This is a genomic window from Devosia sp. (genome assembly GCF_035944845.1).
GTDB lineage: Bacteria > Pseudomonadota > Alphaproteobacteria > Rhizobiales > Devosiaceae > Devosia_A.
Genome location: NZ_DASZAW010000027.1, coordinates 1 through 16,140, shown reverse-complemented (window position 1 = coordinate 16,140; position 16,140 = coordinate 1). Strand labels below are relative to the sequence as shown.

Genomic DNA, 16,140 nt, shown 5'->3' with positions numbered 1-16,140 from the left:
GGAGACTTCCATGAAGATTGCAGTGTTGCGGGAACGCGCCGACGGGGAGACGCGTGTTGCGGCGACGCCCGAGACGGTCACCAAGCTGATCGGGCTCGGCGCCGAAGTGGCCATCGAGGCTGGGGCAGGCGAACTGGCCCGTTTCCCGGATGCGGATTATCAGAAGGCAGGCGCCAGCGTCGGCAACGCCGCGGCAACCATCAAGGGCGCCGATATCGTCCTGACGGTGCGCCGCCCTGCTGCCGTCAGTCTCGCCGGTGCGGCTGCAGGCGCATTGGTGATCGGCGCGATGGACCCCTATGGCAATGAAGGCGAGATCGCCGCGCTGGCCAAGGCGGGCGTCACTGCCGTGGCCATGGAGTTCATGCCGCGCATCACCCGCGCCCAGGTGATGGATATCCTATCCAGCCAGGCCAACCTCGCCGGCTACCAGGCAGTGATCGACGCCGCCGGAGCGTTCGACCGCGCAATGCCGATGATGATGACCGCCGCAGGTACCGTGCGGCCGGCCAAGGTGTTCGTGATGGGTGCCGGCGTCGCCGGGTTGCAGGCCATCGCCACCGCCAAGCGCCTCGGTGCTGTGGTCACCGCTACCGACGTGCGCGCCGCAGCCGGCGAGCAGGTGGAATCGCTCGGCGCCAAGTTCATCATGACCGATGCATTGAAGGATGCTTCGGGCACCGGCGGCTATGCGCGCGAACTGACCAAGGACGAGCAGGCGGCGCAGGCCGAGCTGGTCGCCGGCCACATCGCCAAGCAGGACATCGTCATCACCACGGCGCTGATCCCCGGGCGCCCGGCACCCAAACTGGTCAGCAGGGTAATGGTCGAATCGATGGCGCCGGGGTCGGTGCTGGTCGATCTCGCCGCCGAGCGCGGCGGCAATATCGAACTGACCCAGCCGGGCAAGACCATCACCACCGCCAATGGCGCGACGATCATCGGCTTCACCAATGTCGCCGGCCGGCTCGCCACGTCGGCCAGCCAGCTCTATTCGCGCAACCTCGTCTCCTTCCTCGAAACGCTGATCGACAAGAAGGAAAAGGTGCTGGCGGTGAACTGGGACGACGAGCTGGTGAAGGCAACCGTGCTCACCCGCGACGGCGCCATCGTCCATCCCAACATCAAGTTCGAAGCGGCTCCCGCCGCGACGAAGCCTGCTGCAAAGGTGGCCGAGCCGGCGAAGACTGCTGCTACCGGAAAGGCAGCGGCGCCCAAGAAAGCGGCGGTTGCAAAGGCTGAACCTGTGCCGGCTCCGGCTCCCGCCAAGACAGCGGCGGTTGCCAAGCCTGCTGCACCCAAGAAGGCCGCGGCCAAGGCTGAAGCCAAGCCCGCGGCCGCCAAGCCTGCTGCGAAGGCAGCGGCCAAGCCGGCCGCGGCAAAGGCCTCGACCGCCAAGGGGAAGAAGTAAATGGAACAGACCGCCGAGCACACTGCGGATGCCATCACCGCGGCGGTGAGCGCCGCCACCGGTGGCGCCATCGACCCGTTCGTCTTCCGCCTGTCGATCTTCGTCCTCGCGATCGCGGTGGGCTACTACGTGGTGTGGAGCGTCACCCCGGCGCTGCATACGCCGCTGATGAGCGTCACCAACGCCATCTCGTCGGTGATCGTGGTGGGTGCGCTGCTTGCGGTCGGCGTGCCGCTCGCAGCGGACAGCAACTGGGTGTCGAAACTGTTCGGCTTCCTCGCCCTGGTGCTCGCCAGCGTCAACATCTTCGGCGGCTTCCTTGTCACCCAGCGCATGCTGGCGATGTACAAGAAGAAGGAAGCGCCGGCTGGCAAGGCAGGAAAGCACTGATGTTCAAGCAGTTCATTGCGGCCATCGCGGTCGTCGCCACCCTTGCCACTCCGATCTTTGCCGCAGAGTTCACCGACGAGCAGCTCGAGGGGCTGGAGGCCCGCATCGAGAGTTTCGATGCGGCGATGAAGTCCAGCGACATGTCGCAAGTGATGGACGTCGTGCCGCCCAAGGTGCTCGACAAGATCGCCGCCAATTTCAACGTCACCACCGAGCAGTTGATCGAAGCGACGCAGCAGCAGATGGATCAGGTGATGAAGGATGTCGAGATCGTCTCCTTCGGCATGGATCTCGAAGCCGCCGAGTTCTTCGAGACGGCCGACGGCACCGCTTATGCACTGATCCCCACCGAGACTGTGATGGATTTGGGCGCGGCCGGCGGCAAGGTCAGGGCCACGTCTTCGACCCTGGGGCTGTTCGATGAAGAGACCTGGTACCTGGTGCGTGTCGAAGATGCGCAGCAGGTCGCGATCCTCAAGGAAGTCTATCCCGCCTTTGCCGATGTGGAGTTCCCCACCGGCAGCATGGAGCCCGTCACGGAATGATCTCATCCGCCGATGCGGTGGCTTTGCTGCCGCCGACGTTCCAGATTCTCACCGGCCTGAGCTTCGCTGCGCTGCTGCTGATCCGTTTCTTTGCGGGCCGGGCGTTGGCCTCGCTCTCGGGCAAGCTTGTCGCCTCTTCGGTGATCTTTGTCGCGCTGGGCAACTTTCTGATGTCGCAGGCGACCGCGAAAAGCTCGCTCGGCGGCGCGGCTGAATTTCTCACACTGGCCGGAGCCAGCTTTTTCGTCGGCGCGATTGTCGTCGTCGTCGGGCTGACTGTTGCGGCACGCCAACCCACAACGGTGGTGACCAAATGATCGACGCCAGTTTCGCCGCCGTTCTCTATCTCGTCTCGGGCGTCCTGTTCATTCTGGCGCTGCGCGGCCTGTCGAGCCCGGCCTCCTCGCGCCAGGGCAATACCTTCGGCATGGTCGGCATGGGCATCGCCATCGTCACCACGCTGCTGGTGGCCGGTGTTTCCGACTGGCTGAGCTGGGTGCTGATCATCGGTGGCCTCGCCATCGGCGGCGGCATTGGCGCGGTGCTGGCGCGCAAGGTCAAGATGACCGACATGCCGCAGCTGGTCGCCGCATTCCACTCGCTGGTCGGTCTTGCGGCGGTGTTCGCCGCTGCCGCGGCGCTCTATGCGCCCGAAGCCTTCGGCATCGGCATGGTGGGCCACATCCACGCCCAGGCGCTGATCGAAATGAGCCTTGGCGTCGCCATCGGCGCCTTTACCTTTACCGGCTCGGTCATCGCCTTTGCCAAGCTCAACGGCAATATGAGCGGCAAGCCGATCATCCTGCCGTTCCGCCACATCATCCACATCGCGCTCGGCCTGCTGTTGCTGGTGCTGATCTGGGCCTTTGCGGTCACCGTCGACCCGCTGTGGTTCTGGGCCATCACCGTGGTGGCGCTGGTGCTGGGCGGGCTGATGATCATCCCGATCGGCGGCGCCGACATGCCGGTGGTCGTCTCGATGCTCAACTCCTATTCGGGCTGGGCGGCGGCGGGCATCGGCTTCACGCTGGGCAATACGGCGCTGATCATTACCGGTGCGCTGGTCGGCTCGTCCGGCGCCATCCTCAGCTACATCATGTGCAAGGCGATGAACCGCAGCTTCATCTCGGTGATCCTGGGCGGGTTCGGCGGCGACAGTGCCGCGGCCGGCTCGGGTGAAGAAGAGACGCGGCCGGTCAAGCAGGGTTCGTCCGATGACGCGGCCTTCATGATGAAAAATGCCGGCAAGGTGATCATCGTGCCCGGTTACGGCATGGCCGTGGCCCAGGCACAGCATGCGCTGCGGGAAATGGCAGACCTGCTGAAGGCCGAGGGCGTCGAGGTGAAATACGCCATTCACCCGGTGGCCGGCCGCATGCCCGGGCACATGAACGTGCTGCTGGCCGAGGCGAACGTGCCTTATGACGAAGTGTTCGAACTGGAAGACATCAACTCCGAGTTCGCGCAGACCGACGTCGCCTTCGTCATCGGCGCCAACGACGTCACCAATCCGGCGGCCAAGACCGACAAGACCTCGCCGATCTACGGCATGCCGGTGCTGAACGTCGAAGACGCCGGCACGGTGCTGTTCATCAAGCGCGGCATGGCAGCCGGCTATGCAGGTGTGCAGAACGAGCTGTTCTTCCGCGACAACACCATGATGCTGTTCGGCGACGCCAAAAAGGTCACCGAAGACATCGTCAAGGCGTTGGGGCACTAAGCGGAACAACCCGGATGGCTGGCATCCGGGGCCCCCTTATTGTGCCATTTGCTGGCTGACCAGCGAGCCTGCGGACCGGGCGCTGGCCAGGCGCGCGACGAGCAGGCACAGCAGCGCCAGAACGACCAGGGGAGCGACGGGAATCCCCAGCCCCACCGCCAAGGGTCGCGCGGCCAGCGGCAACGCGAAGCCTAGCAGCAGCACCAGTTTTTCGTACGGCAGGAACTGCTTGCCGTACCCCGACCGAAACGCGACGGCCAATGGGATGGCCAGCAGCGTGAGGTCGTAGTCGAGCGCAAAGGGGGTGGCGAGCAGCGTCGCCAGGACGCTCAGAGCTCCCAGCATCGGGCCTGTCGTCGCGCGGGAGACGCGCGCCAGCATCACAATCATCACCGCGGCTGCCGCGACCTGCAGCCCCAGGGCGACGAGCGGAGGGGCGTGCAGCAACCGAGCCGCCGCGAAGATGCTCACCATCTTGCCCGGGTCTACAAAGCCATCCGACAGCGTTTGCTGCGCCAGCAGCAGTCCTGAGATGAAGGCCGCCCAGGTCTCGGACCCGAACAGGGCCCACGACGCGGCCGTCAACAGCGCTGCCGACACAGCGGCGGCCCAGAATGACGGCCAGCGGCCCGAAAAAGCCAACGCGAAAGGCAGGATGACCGCCAGTTGCGGCTTGAAGACAAGACATCCCAGAAGGGCGCCGGCGAGCCACGGCCGCCGGTCGAGCAGCACAAAGCCCAGGCCGAACAGGGCCGCACTCAGAAAGCCGTTCTGACCGTGGCCGGCATTGAGGAGGATGGCGGGGAAGGTGAGACATGCTGCGAACTCGACTGCACCCAGACGCGGCAGCAGCCGATGGATGGCGAAAAGGTAGGGAACGCCAGTTGCGATCAGCCAGGTCGTCAGCGCAACACCGTATGGCAGCAGGGCCAGCGGCAGGCAGACGAGCAGGAACACCGGGGGGTAGAAGAACCCGAAATAGCCGATGGCCGCGCCCCCGACCTGGGCGGCCTGAACTGCCGCATGCGCCTCCGGCAGGTAGGCAAGGGCCGGTGTCCCACTGAGCGCCAGGCTGGAGGTGGACCAGAAGCTGATGAAGTCGGTGCCCATGGGCTTGCCGGTCAGGTCGAGGTTGTCGTGCGCGGAGAATACCCAGACCAGCAATAGTGCAAGCTCGAATGCACCCAGGATCGCGGCATAGCCGAGCAGTCTGGGCCGGCGGAGCCAGTCCGCCGTCCGCAGGGCCTGCGCCAGCCTGCCGGTAACGATCTTTGCTTGTCGAACCATGCAGTGGCACCAGGGGCTTTGGCGATTGGACCGAGCTTAGTCCTGCGCTGGCGTCGTTAACGAAAAGTGAAGCCGCATCCTCCAGGGGCTCGATCGGCTGCGAAAGACCTTGACCTCAACTTCGCTTGAGGTCGTATCCAGTCTGCCTTCGCTTCAACATCCGGCCAGGCAGTCATGGATCTCACCTTCAACCTTCTTCTCATCGTGCATCTCGCGGCCTTCGGCCTCGCCATCTCCACCACCATTGCCGCACCGCTGATCGGCAAGCGCATGGCATCGGCGCCGCCTGAGGCTCGGCCGCTGCTGGGCAGCATCGGCAAGCGTCTCAGCGTCAACGCCCGCATCGCCTTCGGCCTGTTGCTGATCACCGGTATCGCCATGGTCTATGTCCGCTATGGCGGGTTCGAAGGGCAGGGCGTCTGGTTCTTCATCAAGATGGGGCTGGTGGCGGTGGTGCTGATCGCCATGATCATCGGCATCGTCGCTAAGCCCGGTACGATCAGCCCTGCAGTGATGGGCTGGATCACCCGGCTCGCCATGGCCGGCATCGTCATCAGCGCGGTGATGGCGTTCAACGGCTAGGCTGATCGAGGAAGCGTGGGGTGCATTGCGCGGTAGGCAGGCTGGAGGATGCTGGTTACCTCGGCGTGCGGTCGTGCATCGCGGGGTAGGCAGGCTGGAGGATGGCGGTTACCTCGGTGTGCGTTCTTGCGCCGCCGGCGTTGAAGCGCCATGTGTGCCCGGTTCAGCCAAAGAGGACGCCCGTGCCGCGCACCGTCAAGATCGACCTGTTCACCGACACTGTCTGCCCGTGGTGCCTCGTCGGCTCGGCGCGGCTCGACCAGGCGATCGCCGCGCTGCCCGACGATGTGGTGGTCGAGGTGGAGAACCATCCGTTCTATCTCGATCCCAACACGCCCGAAGACGGCGTGGTGGTCGCCGATATGCTGCGCCAGAAATATGGCCGCGACCCCAAGGAGATGTGGGCCCGCGTCGAGGGCGAGGCGAAGAAATCGGGCATCGACCTCGACCTCAGCCGGCAGCCGCGCTCGTTTCCGACCCGCAAGGGCCACACGCTGGTGCGCCTCGCCAAGTCGAAGGGCACCCAGCATGCGCTGGCCAACGCCATTGCCTGGGCCTATTTCATGGATCACCAGCTGATCAATGACGACGAGGTGCTGGCCGGCATCGCCGCCGAGCACGGCTTCACCTATGCCGAGGCGCTCGACGCTGTGCGCAACCCGCGCGAACTGGCGATCACCCACGAATTCGCGGTGGCCGCGGCGCAGCAGGGTATCCAGGGTGTGCCGTTCTTCGTGTTCGACAACAAGTTCGCCGTTTCCGGCTGCCAGCCCGACGAAGTGTTCGCGCGCGCCTTCGAGTTCGCGCTCGATCCCGAGAAGCTCAAAACCGCACAGGGCTGACAGCGCTTCGTTGCCGTGGCATGCCGGGTCCCGAACGGAGGACGTGGCATGAAGCAGTTCAAACGGATTGCGCTGGGCATAGGTATCGTCGCAGTGGTGGCCTACGGCCTGGTGCTGGGCGCCATGTATGTCTTCCAGCGCGATTTCCAGTACGATCGCGGCGGCCGGCTTTTCGCGCTCAGCGAAACGACACTGGCGCAGGCGGAGCAGGTGCGCATCCCGAGCGCCGGCGGTTCCGTTGTCACTGGTTGGTACCAGACGCCGGCCCAGGGCAAGCCGCTGATCGTCTATTTCCGCGGCAACGCGCAGAGCTTTTCGCGCGAGCATGAGCGCTATGAAGCGTTCGTCGCCGACGGTTATGGCTTTCTGGCTTTCGACTATCGGGGCTTCCCGGGATCGCCGGGCGAGGTCACCGAAGCGAACATTCTGGCTGACGGTCTCGCCGCCTTCGATTGGGCGGCCGCCAAGGGCTTCCCAATCGTCCTCTGGGGCCGTTCACTCGGTTCGGGGCCGGCCACCTATGTGGCGAGCCTGCGCGACGCCGACGCACTGCTGCTCGAAACGCCGTTCGACTCGGCCGTTTCGGTGGCGGCCGATCGCTACTGGTTCCTGCCGGTCGGGTGGCTGATGGCTGATCAGTTCCCGGTGGACCAGTGGATCAAGGAGGTGAGCGAGCCGGTCTTGGTGGCGCACGGCACGGCCGATCGCACCATTGGCGTCAGTCACGGCGAGCGGGTCTATGCGCTGGCGCCGAATCCGGACGAGCTCTGGATCGAGCCCGGGGCAGGACATAGCGATATGTGGGCGCGCGGACTGTGGGAGCGAGCGAAGGGGTTTTTTGCGCGGGCGGAGGCGGGGGCGCGGTAGACGCGCGGCTGGTGCGGGCTGACCCCCACCCTTGATCCCTCCCCCTAAGAAGGGGGCGGGAGACGCTAACCTCGATTTCTGTGTTTTGGTCTCCCTCCCCATGTTTAGGGGGAGGGGACAGGGGTGGGGGTCAGCCCGCACCGGCCCCAAAACGAAAACGCCGGCCCCAAAGGGACCGGCGTTGCAATTTCAGCGCTATGCGCCGGCTCAGTAGAGCGTCAGGCCCGAGAAGGCGACCGAGTAGTTGAGGCCGGTCTGGCCCTGGATCGACCACGGCTGCAGGGCAAAGCCCTTGCGCGAACCGCCGATCAGCCAGTTGCCGCCGAGGCCGACGCCGAGCGTGGCTTCAGCCGAACCGCCGACATAGGTACCGGCTAGCGAGCCCTTGCCGTACTTGGTGTTGGAGGCCGAGAACACCAGCCAGACGATCTCGGTGCGGCCGGTGACGCCGATGTCGATGCCGAGCTTCTTGATGTTGCCCTGGTAGCGCTCGGTCTTGTAGCCGTCGCGCTTGAAGCGGCAGGTCATATCCTTGGACGAGCCGATGATGAAACCGATGCCGGGATCGACGGTGCAGGAGAGTACGCCGACCTTCACCTGGGTGGCGGCCTGCGCGGCGCCGGCGGTCATGAGCATGACGGCAGCTGCAGCCGCGGCGATGAACTTCTTCATGTTGGAGTCCCCAATGTTTGACGCGTTAGTAGAGTCTTGGTTGGTAGCGAGATCGAACCGAAAAGGTCTGCAACCTTTCCCGATCCCCCTCTAGTTCGACCCGGAGTGGATCGGGAGTCTATCCGTTGCCGCCAACGGCACAAGGCCTCATCCGGTTGCGCACAAACTGCACAAATATGAGCGAATTCTGGCGGTACGTAACAAAAACGCCGCCCTTGTGAGGCGGCGTTCCTGAACCAAATCTGAACGCCTCTTACGGGCGGGCGGGACGCGCAGCCGCGGCAGGGGCGGGCAGGCCGCCTTCACGCTGGGCGCGCTTGCGGGCAAGCTTGCGGGCGCGGCGCACGGCCTCGGCCTTCTGGCGCGCCTTCTTCTCGGACGGCTTCTCGTAGTAGTTGCGAAGCTTCATCTCGCGGAAGACGCCTTCGCGCTGGAGCTTCTTCTTCAGGGCGCGCAGCGCCTGGTCAACATTGTTATCGCGAACAACTACTTGCAAGCGCAACCGCCCTTCGTAATCAGTCAGAACTGTTTAATGTGAACGCCCCAAAGGAGCGTCGACCGGCTGAGCCGGTCATTCGTGGGCGGCTATATAGGCCAATCGAAACGGCTTGTCCACACCGGCAAGCGGCGGATATCGCTCATTTTGCGCGCTTTTTCAACGCAACCCGGTTGATGTGGCCCATTTTCCGTCCGCGACGCGACTCGGCTTTGCCATAGGCATGCGGCCTGGTTCCCGCTGCAAGCCGTTCCGGTATCGCGGCGATCTCGTCGCCGATCAGGTTCTCCATCACCACGTCGGCCATGCGGCCGGGGTCGCCCAGCGGCCAGTTGAGCACGGCGCGAATATGCTGCTCGAACTGGTCGGTGATGGCCACAGCCTCGGTCCAGTGCCCCGAATTGTGGACCCGCGGCGCGATCTCGTTGACCAGCAGCTTGCCGCCGGGCAGCACGAAGAACTCGACGCCGAGCACCCCGACATAGTCGAGCGCGATGGCGATTTGCCCGGCGATCTCCACTGCCTTCTTCGCCGTCTTGCCGGTGATGTCGGCGGGCACGGTGCTGGTCTTGAGGATATGGTCGCGGTGGACGTTCTCGGCGGGGTCGAAGGCCGCGACCTCACCCAAGGCGTTGCGCGCCACCACCACCGAGATTTCTTTGTCGAACTCAATGAAGCCTTCGAGCACCAGCGGCTTTGGCGACAGCAACTCCCAGGCCAGCGCCGCATCTTCCATGTTGCGGACGATGCGCTGGCCCTTGCCGTCATAGCCGAGCCGGGTGGTCTTCAGCACCGCCGGGGTGCCGATCTCTTCGAGTTCGGCCTCCAGCCGGTCGAGGTCGGTGATGGCGGCAAACGGCGCCACCGGAATGCGGTTGATGGTGAGGAAGGCCTTTTCGGCCAGCCGGTCCTGCGAGACCGCGAGCGCGTTGGCGCCGGGGCGCAACGGCTTCAGGTTGGCGAGGAAGGCTGCAGTCTTGGCCGGCACATTCTCGAACTCGTAGGTGACGACATCGACGCCGGCGGCAAATGCCGCAAGAGCGGCCTCGTCGTCATAGGCGGCGACCGTTTTGAGTGGCGTCACGTCGAAGGCCGGGCTGTCGGGATCCGGGCAGTAGATGTGGGTCTTCATCCCCAGCCGGGCGGCGGCGAGCGCCAGCATGCGGCCGAGCTGGCCGCCGCCGAGAATACCGATGGTGCTGCCCTGCGGCAGCGGCAAGACGTCAGACATCGTCGGATGGGAACTCGGGGATGGAAGCAGTCTGGTCGGCGCGGAAATCGTCGAGCGCCGCGGCAATTTCGGGGTCGCCAAGCGCCAGGATCGCTGCCGCCAGCAGCGCGGCATTGATGGCACCGGCGCGACCGATGGCGAGGGTACCCACAGGAATGCCGGGCGGCATCTGGACGATCGACAAGAGGCTGTCCTCCCCGCCGAGCGCCGCCGTCTGGGCCGGCACGCCGAGGACGGGCAAGGGGGTCAACGCGGCCACCATGCCCGGCAGATGGGCGGCGCCGCCCGCCGAGGCGATGATCACCTGGAAGCCCTCGGCCTTGGCGCCCCTGGCAAACTCGTACATGCGGTCGGGCGTGCGATGCGCCGAGATGATGCGCGCCTCGTAGTCGATCTTCAGCGCGTCGAGGGTCTCGGCGGCATGGCGCAGGTTCGGCCAGTCGGACTGGCTGCCCATGATGATGGCGACGGGTGGCGAGGTCGGCACTTAGGTCCCCCGGAAGGCGCGGCGCTCAGGTGCTCACCCATATGGAAGAGGTCGGCTGAGCGCAAGGCGGTAGCCATCGTCCTTTGGTCAGGCGGCGGTGGGTGGTCGATCCAGTGCACAGGCGAGCGTGTCGAGCGCAGCGCGGTCGGCCAGCTCGATCGAGCCCTCGGGCAAGCCGAGGATGCGGTCGATGACCGTGCCCATGAACTGCATCTTGTCGAGCAGGCGCTGCGACAGCCGCTCGAAATGCAGCCGGTCGCGGGTCTGGTAGAGTTCGACGATCAGCTCGCGGTTGGAGGTCATCAAATGCATGATGGTCTCGGCGGCGCTTTCCGGATTCGGCGTGACAAAGGTCTGTTCGGCCACCCCCTCGACGATGATGCGGGTCAGGATCGGCTGCACCACTTCGGTGACCGCGCGCTGGGTGCGCTCGAACAGCTGCAGGTTCTCGGCCCGGAACATTGGTTCGAACGTGGCGCGCAGTTCCGCTGCCGTCTCGGTCTTGTGGCGGCGCATGGTGCCGAGGAAGCCGGCAAGTTTCGAGAACGCATCGAGCGTGGGGTCCGAGAGTTCCGCTTCGGTCAGCGCCGCAGTCTGGCGCGCGTAGCGGCAGGCGAGGGCCTCGACCAGATCCTCCTTCGATTCGAAGTGGTGGTAGAACGCGCCTTTCGACACCCCGACCTCGGCGATGATCTGGCTGACCGAGGTCGAGTCGTAGCCGTTGCGGGCGAACAGTCGCTGCGCCGCATCGAGAATCTCATCACGCCGAGCCGGCGCCGGCTTCACAATTCGAGGAAACGGCATTCCGCCCTCCCAAGGACAGTCGCACGCGTCAATTCACGAACCGACCAGCGGTCGGTCAGCTGTGTAGCATGCTCCGCGGTGAATGTGGAGCGCGGCGCGCAGACGCAGGCGTTGAGGTCGGTGCGCCGAACGCGCGAGGTCAGGCGATGATGTCGGGAAGCAGGATGTTCTCGAGCTGCACGATGCGATCCTTCAGCGTGAGCTTGCGCTTCTTCATCCGCTGAATCAGCATCTGATCGGAGTAGCCGGAGGACGAGAGGGTGTGGATGGCGGCGTCGAGGTCGGCATGTTCCTGGCGTTTTGCAGCCAGTTCCAGACCGAGCGCAGCTTCTTGTTCCTTGGTAAGCGGCAGCATCGCAGCGGTTGACCGGTCCCTCAGCGAGGCGAAATGCCTGTACCAAAAGGGTTAGCCGATCGATTGGAGATTTGCACCTGATTTTGCGCGCCAGGGGAGGTGTTGCAGTCTTGCACGTCGACAGCGCGTGAATTTTTTGTGACGATCAGGGGTCCGAAAAGCTGGAGAGGAGTTGTCATGACGACCGAAGGCCACATCGAGTCTCTCGAACGGCGTCACCGGGAACTGGACCGCAAGATCGAGGATGAAATGAGCCACCCCAGCCACGACGACATGTTCGTCGCGGCGCTGAAACGGAAGAAACTGGAGATCAAGGACCAATTGGCGCGCATGCACAGCGACGCCTGAGGAAACCAAAAAAATCCAATGCAGTTGTGAGGGCCACGGCAAGCGCCGCGGCCTTTTTTGTTGGGAAAGCAAGGGCAGTCGGCAGTAGGCAGTCGGCAGTAGGGAGCGGTGGAGGCGAATGGGAGAGCGGAGGCCCTTGATTCTTACGACTGCCGACTGCCTATTGCCGACTGCCTCTCACTTGAAGTCGTTGATCTCGAACCAGTAGCCGTTGGGATCCTGCAAAAACACCGCGCGCATGCCGTCGGGGCGGGTGTTCACGGCGCCCGGATTGCCCTGCATGTCAGAGAACGTTGCACCTACGCTGCGCAGATGTGCGAGCACAGCCTCGAAATCCGGCGCGGAAAGCGCGAAATGCGTGCGCTTTTCCACATGCGTGCGGCTGATGTCGCCGGCCTGGATGTGGAAGCGCTGGCTGTTGCCGAACTCGAACCAGCGGATATGGGTGCCGCCCATCGGGTCGGGCACCTCGCGGATCTGCAGCACCTCGGTGAGGAACCTTGCCGTTTCGTCGAGATCGCGGACCAGCAGCGCGATGTGGTCGAGGCGATAGTCGATGCTCATCTTGTTGCTCTTGTTGCCTCAGGCGACAGGGCTGGTGAAAAACACCCCGACCGCGCCATCATAAATCAGTTTCAACGACAGCAGGAACACCAGCCAATACGTAAGCTGGTAGAACCGTTTCACCGAGATGCGGCGGACCAGAAACACCCCGAGAATCACGCCCGCGATGGCCAGCGGCGCGAGGATTGCGGCACGCTCGAGATTGGCGACGTTGAGCTGTCCCAGGAAGAAGTACGGTACCAGCTTGGCGGTGTTGACGATGGCGAAGAAGAACGCCGTCGTGCCGGAAAAGATCACCGGGCTCAGCTTCTGGGGCAGCACATAGATCTGGAATGGCGGGCCGCCGGTGTGGCTGATGAAGCTGGTAAAGCCAGCGGCGCCGCCCCAGAATGTGCCCCATGGTCGTGACGGCGGCAGGCCCTCGAGCTTCTTGCGCAGCGGCAGCAGTGCATCGAGGATGAACAGCAGCGTCAGGATACCGACGAACAGCAGCACCATGGCGTCGGAAACGAAGCTCCACAGCACCCAGCCGATGATGGTGCCGACAAAGGCGCCGGGCAGCATGATCCTGAGGATGCGCCAGTCGGCATCCTTGCGATAGGTCCAGATCGCGATGGCATCCATGACCAGCAGCAGCGGCAGCATCATGCCCGCCGCGTCGCGCGCCGGTATCACCAGGCTCAGGAGCGGCACACCGACCAGCCCCAGGCTGCCCACGAGGCCAGATTTGCTCAAGGCGACGATGAAGACCGCGAGAACCGCGACGGCCCAGAAAGTAAGATCGGGGGACATGGGGGGAGGAACCGGAGGGACGAATAGCGGTCGCTACTCGGATGCCTGCGGCGGCTGGTTGTCAATATCGCGTCGCGCAGAATGCCCCGCTTCCGGATGCTGTTCGCGATCGGCTTTCATCACCGCATCGAGCATTTCGGTCGAGCGGCGGACGAAGCCGATATAGGCGACCTGGTCGTGACGCACGGCGTAGCTCTCGTGCAGCATGCGGGTATCGTGCTGCTCGAACGCCTCAGCGACCCGGTGGGCCTCCTTCCTGGGGCGGCCGAGGGCGACGAGGGCGTGCTCGCCGAGCTTGATGGCGGCGCGAAAGGTCTCGCGCTCGATCACCTGTACGCCGAGCGCCATCAGGTCATGGGCATGCGAGCGGTCGACGGCGCGGGCGGCAACGATGATATCGGGATAGTTGCGGCGGATCAGTTCGGCGATCCCCAGGATGCGCTCACCGCCGGCGACGGCGATGACGATCATCCTGGCCTTGTCGGCACCGGCGGCGCGCAGGATCTCGAGCCGTCCGCCATCGCCGTAGAACACCTTGACGCCGAAGCGCTTGACCAGCTCGATCTGCGCCGGATCGTCGTCGATCAGTGTCATCTCGAAGCCCTGGGCACGCAGCAGGCGAGTGACGATCTGGCCGAAACGGCCGTACCCGAGGACGATCACCCGGTCGTGCGGGTTGGGCACGTCGGGACCTGGCGGAAGCTCGGGGTCGTCATTGCGGTTGAGCCGCGGCGCCCAAAGCCGATCGTAGAGGAAGATCAGGAACGGCGTCGTCGCCATCGATAGCGCCACCACCACGGTCAGCAGTTCCACCTCGGGGCCCGAGAGGTTGCCGGCGGTACGGGCGAACTGCAGGATGACGAAGGCGAACTCGCCGGCCTGGCTGAGCAGCACGGCGAGCAGCAGCCGCTCGGCGACATGCATCTTGAAGAAGGTGGCGAGGACGAACAGCACCAGCATCTTGAGGCCGATCAGCGCCACCACCAGCGCCAGCACCAGCAGCGGATTCTCGATCACCACTTTGAAGGCGATCGACATGCCCACGGTAATGAAGAACAGCCCGAGCAGCAGGCCCTTGAAGGGTTGCAGGTTGCTTTCGAGCTCATGGCGGTACTCGCTGTCGGCCAGCAGTACACCACCGAGGAAAGCGCCGAGCGCCGGCGACAGGCCAAAACTCTCGGTGACGAGGGCTGCGCCGATCACCAGCGCCAGCGCGAAGGCAGTGAAAGCCTCCGGCACGCGGGTCCGCGCCAGCCAGCTCATCAGCGGCCGGATGACGAAGCGCGAGCCGAGCAACGCCGCGGCAAAGGCACCGACCACGACGAAGGCGATCCACCAGTCGATCGGGTTGTCGACAGCCTCGATGACGTTTTCGCCGATCGCCTCGATGGGCGAGCCGCCCATGGTGGTGAGCAGCGGGATAATTGCGAGGATAGGGATTACCGCCACGTCCTGCACCAGGAGGATCGCCAGGGAGGCCCGGCCGGTATCGGTCTTGGTGATGTTGCGCTGGTCGACCGACTGCATGGCAATGGCGGTGGAGCTCATCGCCAGCGCCAGGCCGACCACCAGGGCATCGGCCCAGACAAAGCCGATCAGCCGGGCCAGCAGGGCGACGACGACGGTGGTCGCGGCCATCTGGGTCAGGCCCAGGCCGAACACCTTGTTGCGCATGCGCCAGAGTTCGGTGCCGTCGACCTCGAGGCCGATCAGGAACAGCATCATGACGATGCCGAACTCGGCGATCTGGTGGATCAGATCGGTGTCGGAGACCAGCGCCAGCCCGTAGGGGCCGATCAGCACACCGGCGGCGAGGTAGCCGAGAATGGTGCCAAGCCCGGCCCACTTGAACAGCGGGACGAGCAATACCGTGGCGGCAAGAAGCACGAATATCGCAAGCAGCAGGTTGATTTCCATCTCTGCTGCCCGCGTCCGGCCCTTACTCTTCGGAATCGCCCTTCAGCGACTTCAGCTTGGCGAACACCGAGTCGGCGTCCAGCTCTTCTTCGCGCTCGGGACGGCGTTCGGCGCCCTCATCGTCCTCGGCAAGGTCCATGCCGGCCCGGTGGGCGCCGGCCAGCGCCTCTTCGGCGGTGAGCAGCATGGTACCCTGCTCGGCAATATCGCCCGGCGCGGCGCCCTTCGAGGCGCGGCTCACTTCCAGATCGAGGTCGATCTGGCTGGCGAGGCCGAGGGTCACCGGGTCCATCGGGGTGATGTTGGCATTGTTCCAGTGCGTGCCTTCACGCACCGCGTCGATGGTCGACTTGGTGGTGCCGACGAGACGCATGATCTGCGCGTCCTTCATCTCGGGGTGGTTGCGCAGCAGCCATTTGATGGCGTTGGGGCGCTCGTTGCGGCGCGAGATGGGAGTGTAGCGCGGGCCCTTGCGCTTGGGTGCAGCAACGCGGACCTTGGGGTCCGAGATCTTCATGCGGTAGTTCGGATCGGCCTCGGCCTTCTCGATCTCCTCGCGGGTCAGCTGGCCATTCTGCAGGGGGTTGACGCCCATGATGCCGCTGGCGACGTCGCCGTCGGCGACACCCTGCACTTCGAGTGGGTGCAACCCGCAGAAGGCGGCGATCTGCTCGAACGAGAGCGCGGTATTGTCGACCAGCCAGACGGCGGTTGCCTTGGGCATCAGTAGGGGCGTGGCCATGATAAATCTCTCCTTGAGGCGCGGCCGGGTTCTTCCGGTCCGCCCCGCCTCGTGGTTCATCCTGAGGGGGAATAATGCGCCTATATAC

The 16,140-nt window shown here is 64.7% G+C and carries 20 protein-coding genes; 9 read left to right on the top strand and 11 right to left on the bottom strand.

Going from position 1 to position 16,140, the window contains the following annotated elements; genetic code table 11:
• Positions 1–10 precede the first annotated feature (10 nt).
• From VGV07_RS03950 to VGV07_RS03930, 5 genes are read left to right on the top strand one after another with little or no spacing between them, the layout of a single operon-like run.
• Positions 11–1,411, top strand: a complete 1,401-nt coding sequence (locus VGV07_RS03950; RefSeq protein ID WP_326867387.1) for a Re/Si-specific NAD(P)(+) transhydrogenase subunit alpha — start codon at positions 11–13, stop codon at positions 1,409–1,411.
• Positions 1,412–1,801 carry an NAD(P) transhydrogenase subunit alpha gene (locus tag VGV07_RS03945; protein ID WP_326867386.1) on the top strand — a complete coding sequence of 130 codons (390 nt, stop codon included), beginning with the start codon at positions 1,412–1,414 and terminating at the stop codon, positions 1,799–1,801.
• Positions 1,801–2,346: a hypothetical protein gene (locus tag VGV07_RS03940; RefSeq protein ID WP_326867385.1), complete on the top strand. Its 546-nt coding sequence runs from the start codon at positions 1,801–1,803 to the stop codon at positions 2,344–2,346. The genes VGV07_RS03945 and VGV07_RS03940 overlap by 1 nt, the downstream gene beginning before the upstream one ends.
• On the top strand, positions 2,343–2,663 hold the full coding sequence (locus VGV07_RS03935) for a hypothetical protein (protein WP_326867384.1): 321 nt from the start codon (positions 2,343–2,345) through the stop codon (positions 2,661–2,663). The genes VGV07_RS03940 and VGV07_RS03935 overlap by 4 nt, the downstream gene beginning before the upstream one ends.
• Positions 2,660–4,066, top strand: a complete 1,407-nt coding sequence (locus VGV07_RS03930) for an NAD(P)(+) transhydrogenase (Re/Si-specific) subunit beta (protein WP_414649910.1) — start codon at positions 2,660–2,662, stop codon at positions 4,064–4,066. Before VGV07_RS03935 ends, VGV07_RS03930 begins: the two co-directional genes overlap by 4 nt.
• A 36-nt stretch (positions 4,067–4,102) precedes the next feature.
• Here the strand turns inward: VGV07_RS03930 and VGV07_RS03925 are convergent, their stop codons facing one another.
• On the bottom strand, positions 4,103–5,353 hold the full coding sequence (locus tag VGV07_RS03925) for a glycosyltransferase family 87 protein (RefSeq protein WP_326867383.1): 1,251 nt from the start codon (positions 5,351–5,353) through the stop codon (positions 4,103–4,105).
• Between the two features lie 174 nt (positions 5,354–5,527).
• Here VGV07_RS03925 and VGV07_RS03920 point away from each other — a divergent pair, with 174 nt between their 5' ends.
• The 3 genes from VGV07_RS03920 to VGV07_RS03910 all read left to right on the top strand — a co-directional run bounded on the left by VGV07_RS03920 (position 5,528) and on the right by VGV07_RS03910 (position 7,644).
• Entirely contained in the window at positions 5,528–5,935 is a 408-nt protein-coding gene (locus VGV07_RS03920; protein ID WP_326867382.1) for a hypothetical protein, read from the top strand.
• A 182-nt stretch (positions 5,936–6,117) separates the two neighbouring features.
• Positions 6,118–6,777: a DsbA family oxidoreductase gene (locus VGV07_RS03915; protein WP_326867381.1), complete on the top strand. Its 660-nt coding sequence runs from the start codon at positions 6,118–6,120 to the stop codon at positions 6,775–6,777.
• A gap of 48 nt (positions 6,778–6,825) precedes the next feature.
• The gene (locus tag VGV07_RS03910; RefSeq protein WP_326867380.1) at positions 6,826–7,644 is read left to right on the top strand and encodes an alpha/beta hydrolase; all 819 of its coding nucleotides are present in this window, start codon (positions 6,826–6,828) and stop codon (positions 7,642–7,644) included.
• 207 nt (positions 7,645–7,851) lie between these two features.
• Here the strand turns inward: VGV07_RS03910 and VGV07_RS03905 are convergent, their stop codons facing one another.
• From VGV07_RS03905 to VGV07_RS03880, 6 genes are all read right to left on the bottom strand, one after another.
• On the bottom strand, positions 7,852–8,316 hold the full coding sequence (locus VGV07_RS03905; RefSeq protein WP_326867379.1) for a DUF992 domain-containing protein: 465 nt from the start codon (positions 8,314–8,316) through the stop codon (positions 7,852–7,854).
• A 253-nt stretch (positions 8,317–8,569) separates the two neighbouring features.
• The gene (rpsU, locus tag VGV07_RS03900) at positions 8,570–8,812 is read right to left on the bottom strand and encodes a 30S ribosomal protein S21 (protein ID WP_055046207.1); all 243 of its coding nucleotides are present in this window, start codon (positions 8,810–8,812) and stop codon (positions 8,570–8,572) included.
• A gap of 142 nt (positions 8,813–8,954) precedes the next feature.
• Positions 8,955–10,043 (bottom strand): 5-(carboxyamino)imidazole ribonucleotide synthase, encoded by a 1,089-nt coding sequence (locus VGV07_RS03895; protein WP_326867378.1) that lies wholly within the window; start codon positions 10,041–10,043, stop codon positions 8,955–8,957.
• Entirely contained in the window at positions 10,036–10,500 is a 465-nt protein-coding gene (gene purE, locus VGV07_RS03890; protein ID WP_326867408.1) for a 5-(carboxyamino)imidazole ribonucleotide mutase, read from the bottom strand. Before purE ends, VGV07_RS03895 begins: the two co-directional genes overlap by 8 nt.
• A gap of 117 nt (positions 10,501–10,617) precedes the next feature.
• Positions 10,618–11,334, bottom strand: a complete 717-nt coding sequence (locus VGV07_RS03885) for a TetR/AcrR family transcriptional regulator (RefSeq protein ID WP_326867377.1) — start codon at positions 11,332–11,334, stop codon at positions 10,618–10,620.
• Positions 11,335–11,473: 139 nt separating this feature from the next.
• Positions 11,474–11,689: a YdcH family protein gene (locus tag VGV07_RS03880; RefSeq protein WP_055883069.1), complete on the bottom strand. Its 216-nt coding sequence runs from the start codon at positions 11,687–11,689 to the stop codon at positions 11,474–11,476.
• A 177-nt stretch (positions 11,690–11,866) separates the two neighbouring features.
• On the opposite strand from VGV07_RS03880, the gene VGV07_RS03875 reads away from it, so the two are divergent.
• Complete coding sequence (locus tag VGV07_RS03875) at positions 11,867–12,037, top strand: YdcH family protein (RefSeq protein WP_326867376.1); 171 nt, start codon at positions 11,867–11,869, stop codon at positions 12,035–12,037.
• Between the two features lie 177 nt (positions 12,038–12,214).
• Here the strand turns inward: VGV07_RS03875 and VGV07_RS03870 are convergent, their stop codons facing one another.
• The 4 genes from VGV07_RS03870 to VGV07_RS03855 are packed head-to-tail and all read right to left on the bottom strand — an operon-like array spanning position 12,215 to position 16,052.
• Complete coding sequence (locus tag VGV07_RS03870) at positions 12,215–12,601, bottom strand: VOC family protein (protein WP_326867375.1); 387 nt, start codon at positions 12,599–12,601, stop codon at positions 12,215–12,217.
• Positions 12,602–12,619: 18 nt separating this feature from the next.
• Complete coding sequence (locus tag VGV07_RS03865) at positions 12,620–13,393, bottom strand: sulfite exporter TauE/SafE family protein (RefSeq protein ID WP_326867374.1); 774 nt, start codon at positions 13,391–13,393, stop codon at positions 12,620–12,622.
• A 33-nt stretch (positions 13,394–13,426) separates the two neighbouring features.
• Positions 13,427–15,310 carry a monovalent cation:proton antiporter-2 (CPA2) family protein gene (locus VGV07_RS03860; RefSeq protein WP_326867373.1) on the bottom strand — a complete coding sequence of 628 codons (1,884 nt, stop codon included), beginning with the start codon at positions 15,308–15,310 and terminating at the stop codon, positions 13,427–13,429.
• A gap of 22 nt (positions 15,311–15,332) precedes the next feature.
• Complete coding sequence (locus VGV07_RS03855; RefSeq protein ID WP_326867372.1) at positions 15,333–16,052, bottom strand: DUF1013 domain-containing protein; 720 nt, start codon at positions 16,050–16,052, stop codon at positions 15,333–15,335.
• Positions 16,053–16,140 lie beyond the last annotated feature (88 nt).

What these genes read in the sequence shown, in the direction of transcription:
- VGV07_RS03870 (WP_326867375.1), bottom strand. Translation starts at nt 12,601, where the DNA reads ATGAGCATCGACTATCGCCTCGACCACATCGCGCTGCTGGTCCGCGAT.
- VGV07_RS03950 (WP_326867387.1), top strand. Translation starts at nt 11, where the DNA reads ATGAAGATTGCAGTGTTGCGGGAACGCGCCGACGGGGAGACGCGTGTT.
- VGV07_RS03895 (WP_326867378.1), bottom strand. Translation starts at nt 10,043, where the DNA reads ATGTCTGACGTCTTGCCGCTGCCGCAGGGCAGCACCATCGGTATTCTC.
- VGV07_RS03860 (WP_326867373.1), bottom strand. Translation starts at nt 15,310, where the DNA reads ATGGAAATCAACCTGCTGCTTGCGATATTCGTGCTTCTTGCCGCCACG.
- VGV07_RS03940 (WP_326867385.1), top strand. Translation starts at nt 1,801, where the DNA reads ATGTTCAAGCAGTTCATTGCGGCCATCGCGGTCGTCGCCACCCTTGCC.
- VGV07_RS03910 (WP_326867380.1), top strand. Translation starts at nt 6,826, where the DNA reads ATGAAGCAGTTCAAACGGATTGCGCTGGGCATAGGTATCGTCGCAGTG.
- VGV07_RS03935 (WP_326867384.1), top strand. Translation starts at nt 2,343, where the DNA reads ATGATCTCATCCGCCGATGCGGTGGCTTTGCTGCCGCCGACGTTCCAG.
- VGV07_RS03875 (WP_326867376.1), top strand. Translation starts at nt 11,867, where the DNA reads ATGACGACCGAAGGCCACATCGAGTCTCTCGAACGGCGTCACCGGGAA.
- VGV07_RS03945 (WP_326867386.1), top strand. Translation starts at nt 1,412, where the DNA reads ATGGAACAGACCGCCGAGCACACTGCGGATGCCATCACCGCGGCGGTG.
- purE (WP_326867408.1), bottom strand. Translation starts at nt 10,500, where the DNA reads ATGGGCAGCCAGTCCGACTGGCCGAACCTGCGCCATGCCGCCGAGACC.
- VGV07_RS03880 (WP_055883069.1), bottom strand. Translation starts at nt 11,689, where the DNA reads ATGCTGCCGCTTACCAAGGAACAAGAAGCTGCGCTCGGTCTGGAACTG.
- VGV07_RS03905 (WP_326867379.1), bottom strand. Translation starts at nt 8,316, where the DNA reads ATGAAGAAGTTCATCGCCGCGGCTGCAGCTGCCGTCATGCTCATGACC.
- VGV07_RS03885 (WP_326867377.1), bottom strand. Translation starts at nt 11,334, where the DNA reads ATGCCGTTTCCTCGAATTGTGAAGCCGGCGCCGGCTCGGCGTGATGAG.
- VGV07_RS03930 (WP_414649910.1), top strand. Translation starts at nt 2,660, where the DNA reads ATGATCGACGCCAGTTTCGCCGCCGTTCTCTATCTCGTCTCGGGCGTC.
- VGV07_RS03925 (WP_326867383.1), bottom strand. Translation starts at nt 5,353, where the DNA reads ATGGTTCGACAAGCAAAGATCGTTACCGGCAGGCTGGCGCAGGCCCTG.
- VGV07_RS03865 (WP_326867374.1), bottom strand. Translation starts at nt 13,393, where the DNA reads ATGTCCCCCGATCTTACTTTCTGGGCCGTCGCGGTTCTCGCGGTCTTC.
- VGV07_RS03920 (WP_326867382.1), top strand. Translation starts at nt 5,528, where the DNA reads ATGGATCTCACCTTCAACCTTCTTCTCATCGTGCATCTCGCGGCCTTC.
- VGV07_RS03855 (WP_326867372.1), bottom strand. Translation starts at nt 16,052, where the DNA reads ATGGCCACGCCCCTACTGATGCCCAAGGCAACCGCCGTCTGGCTGGTC.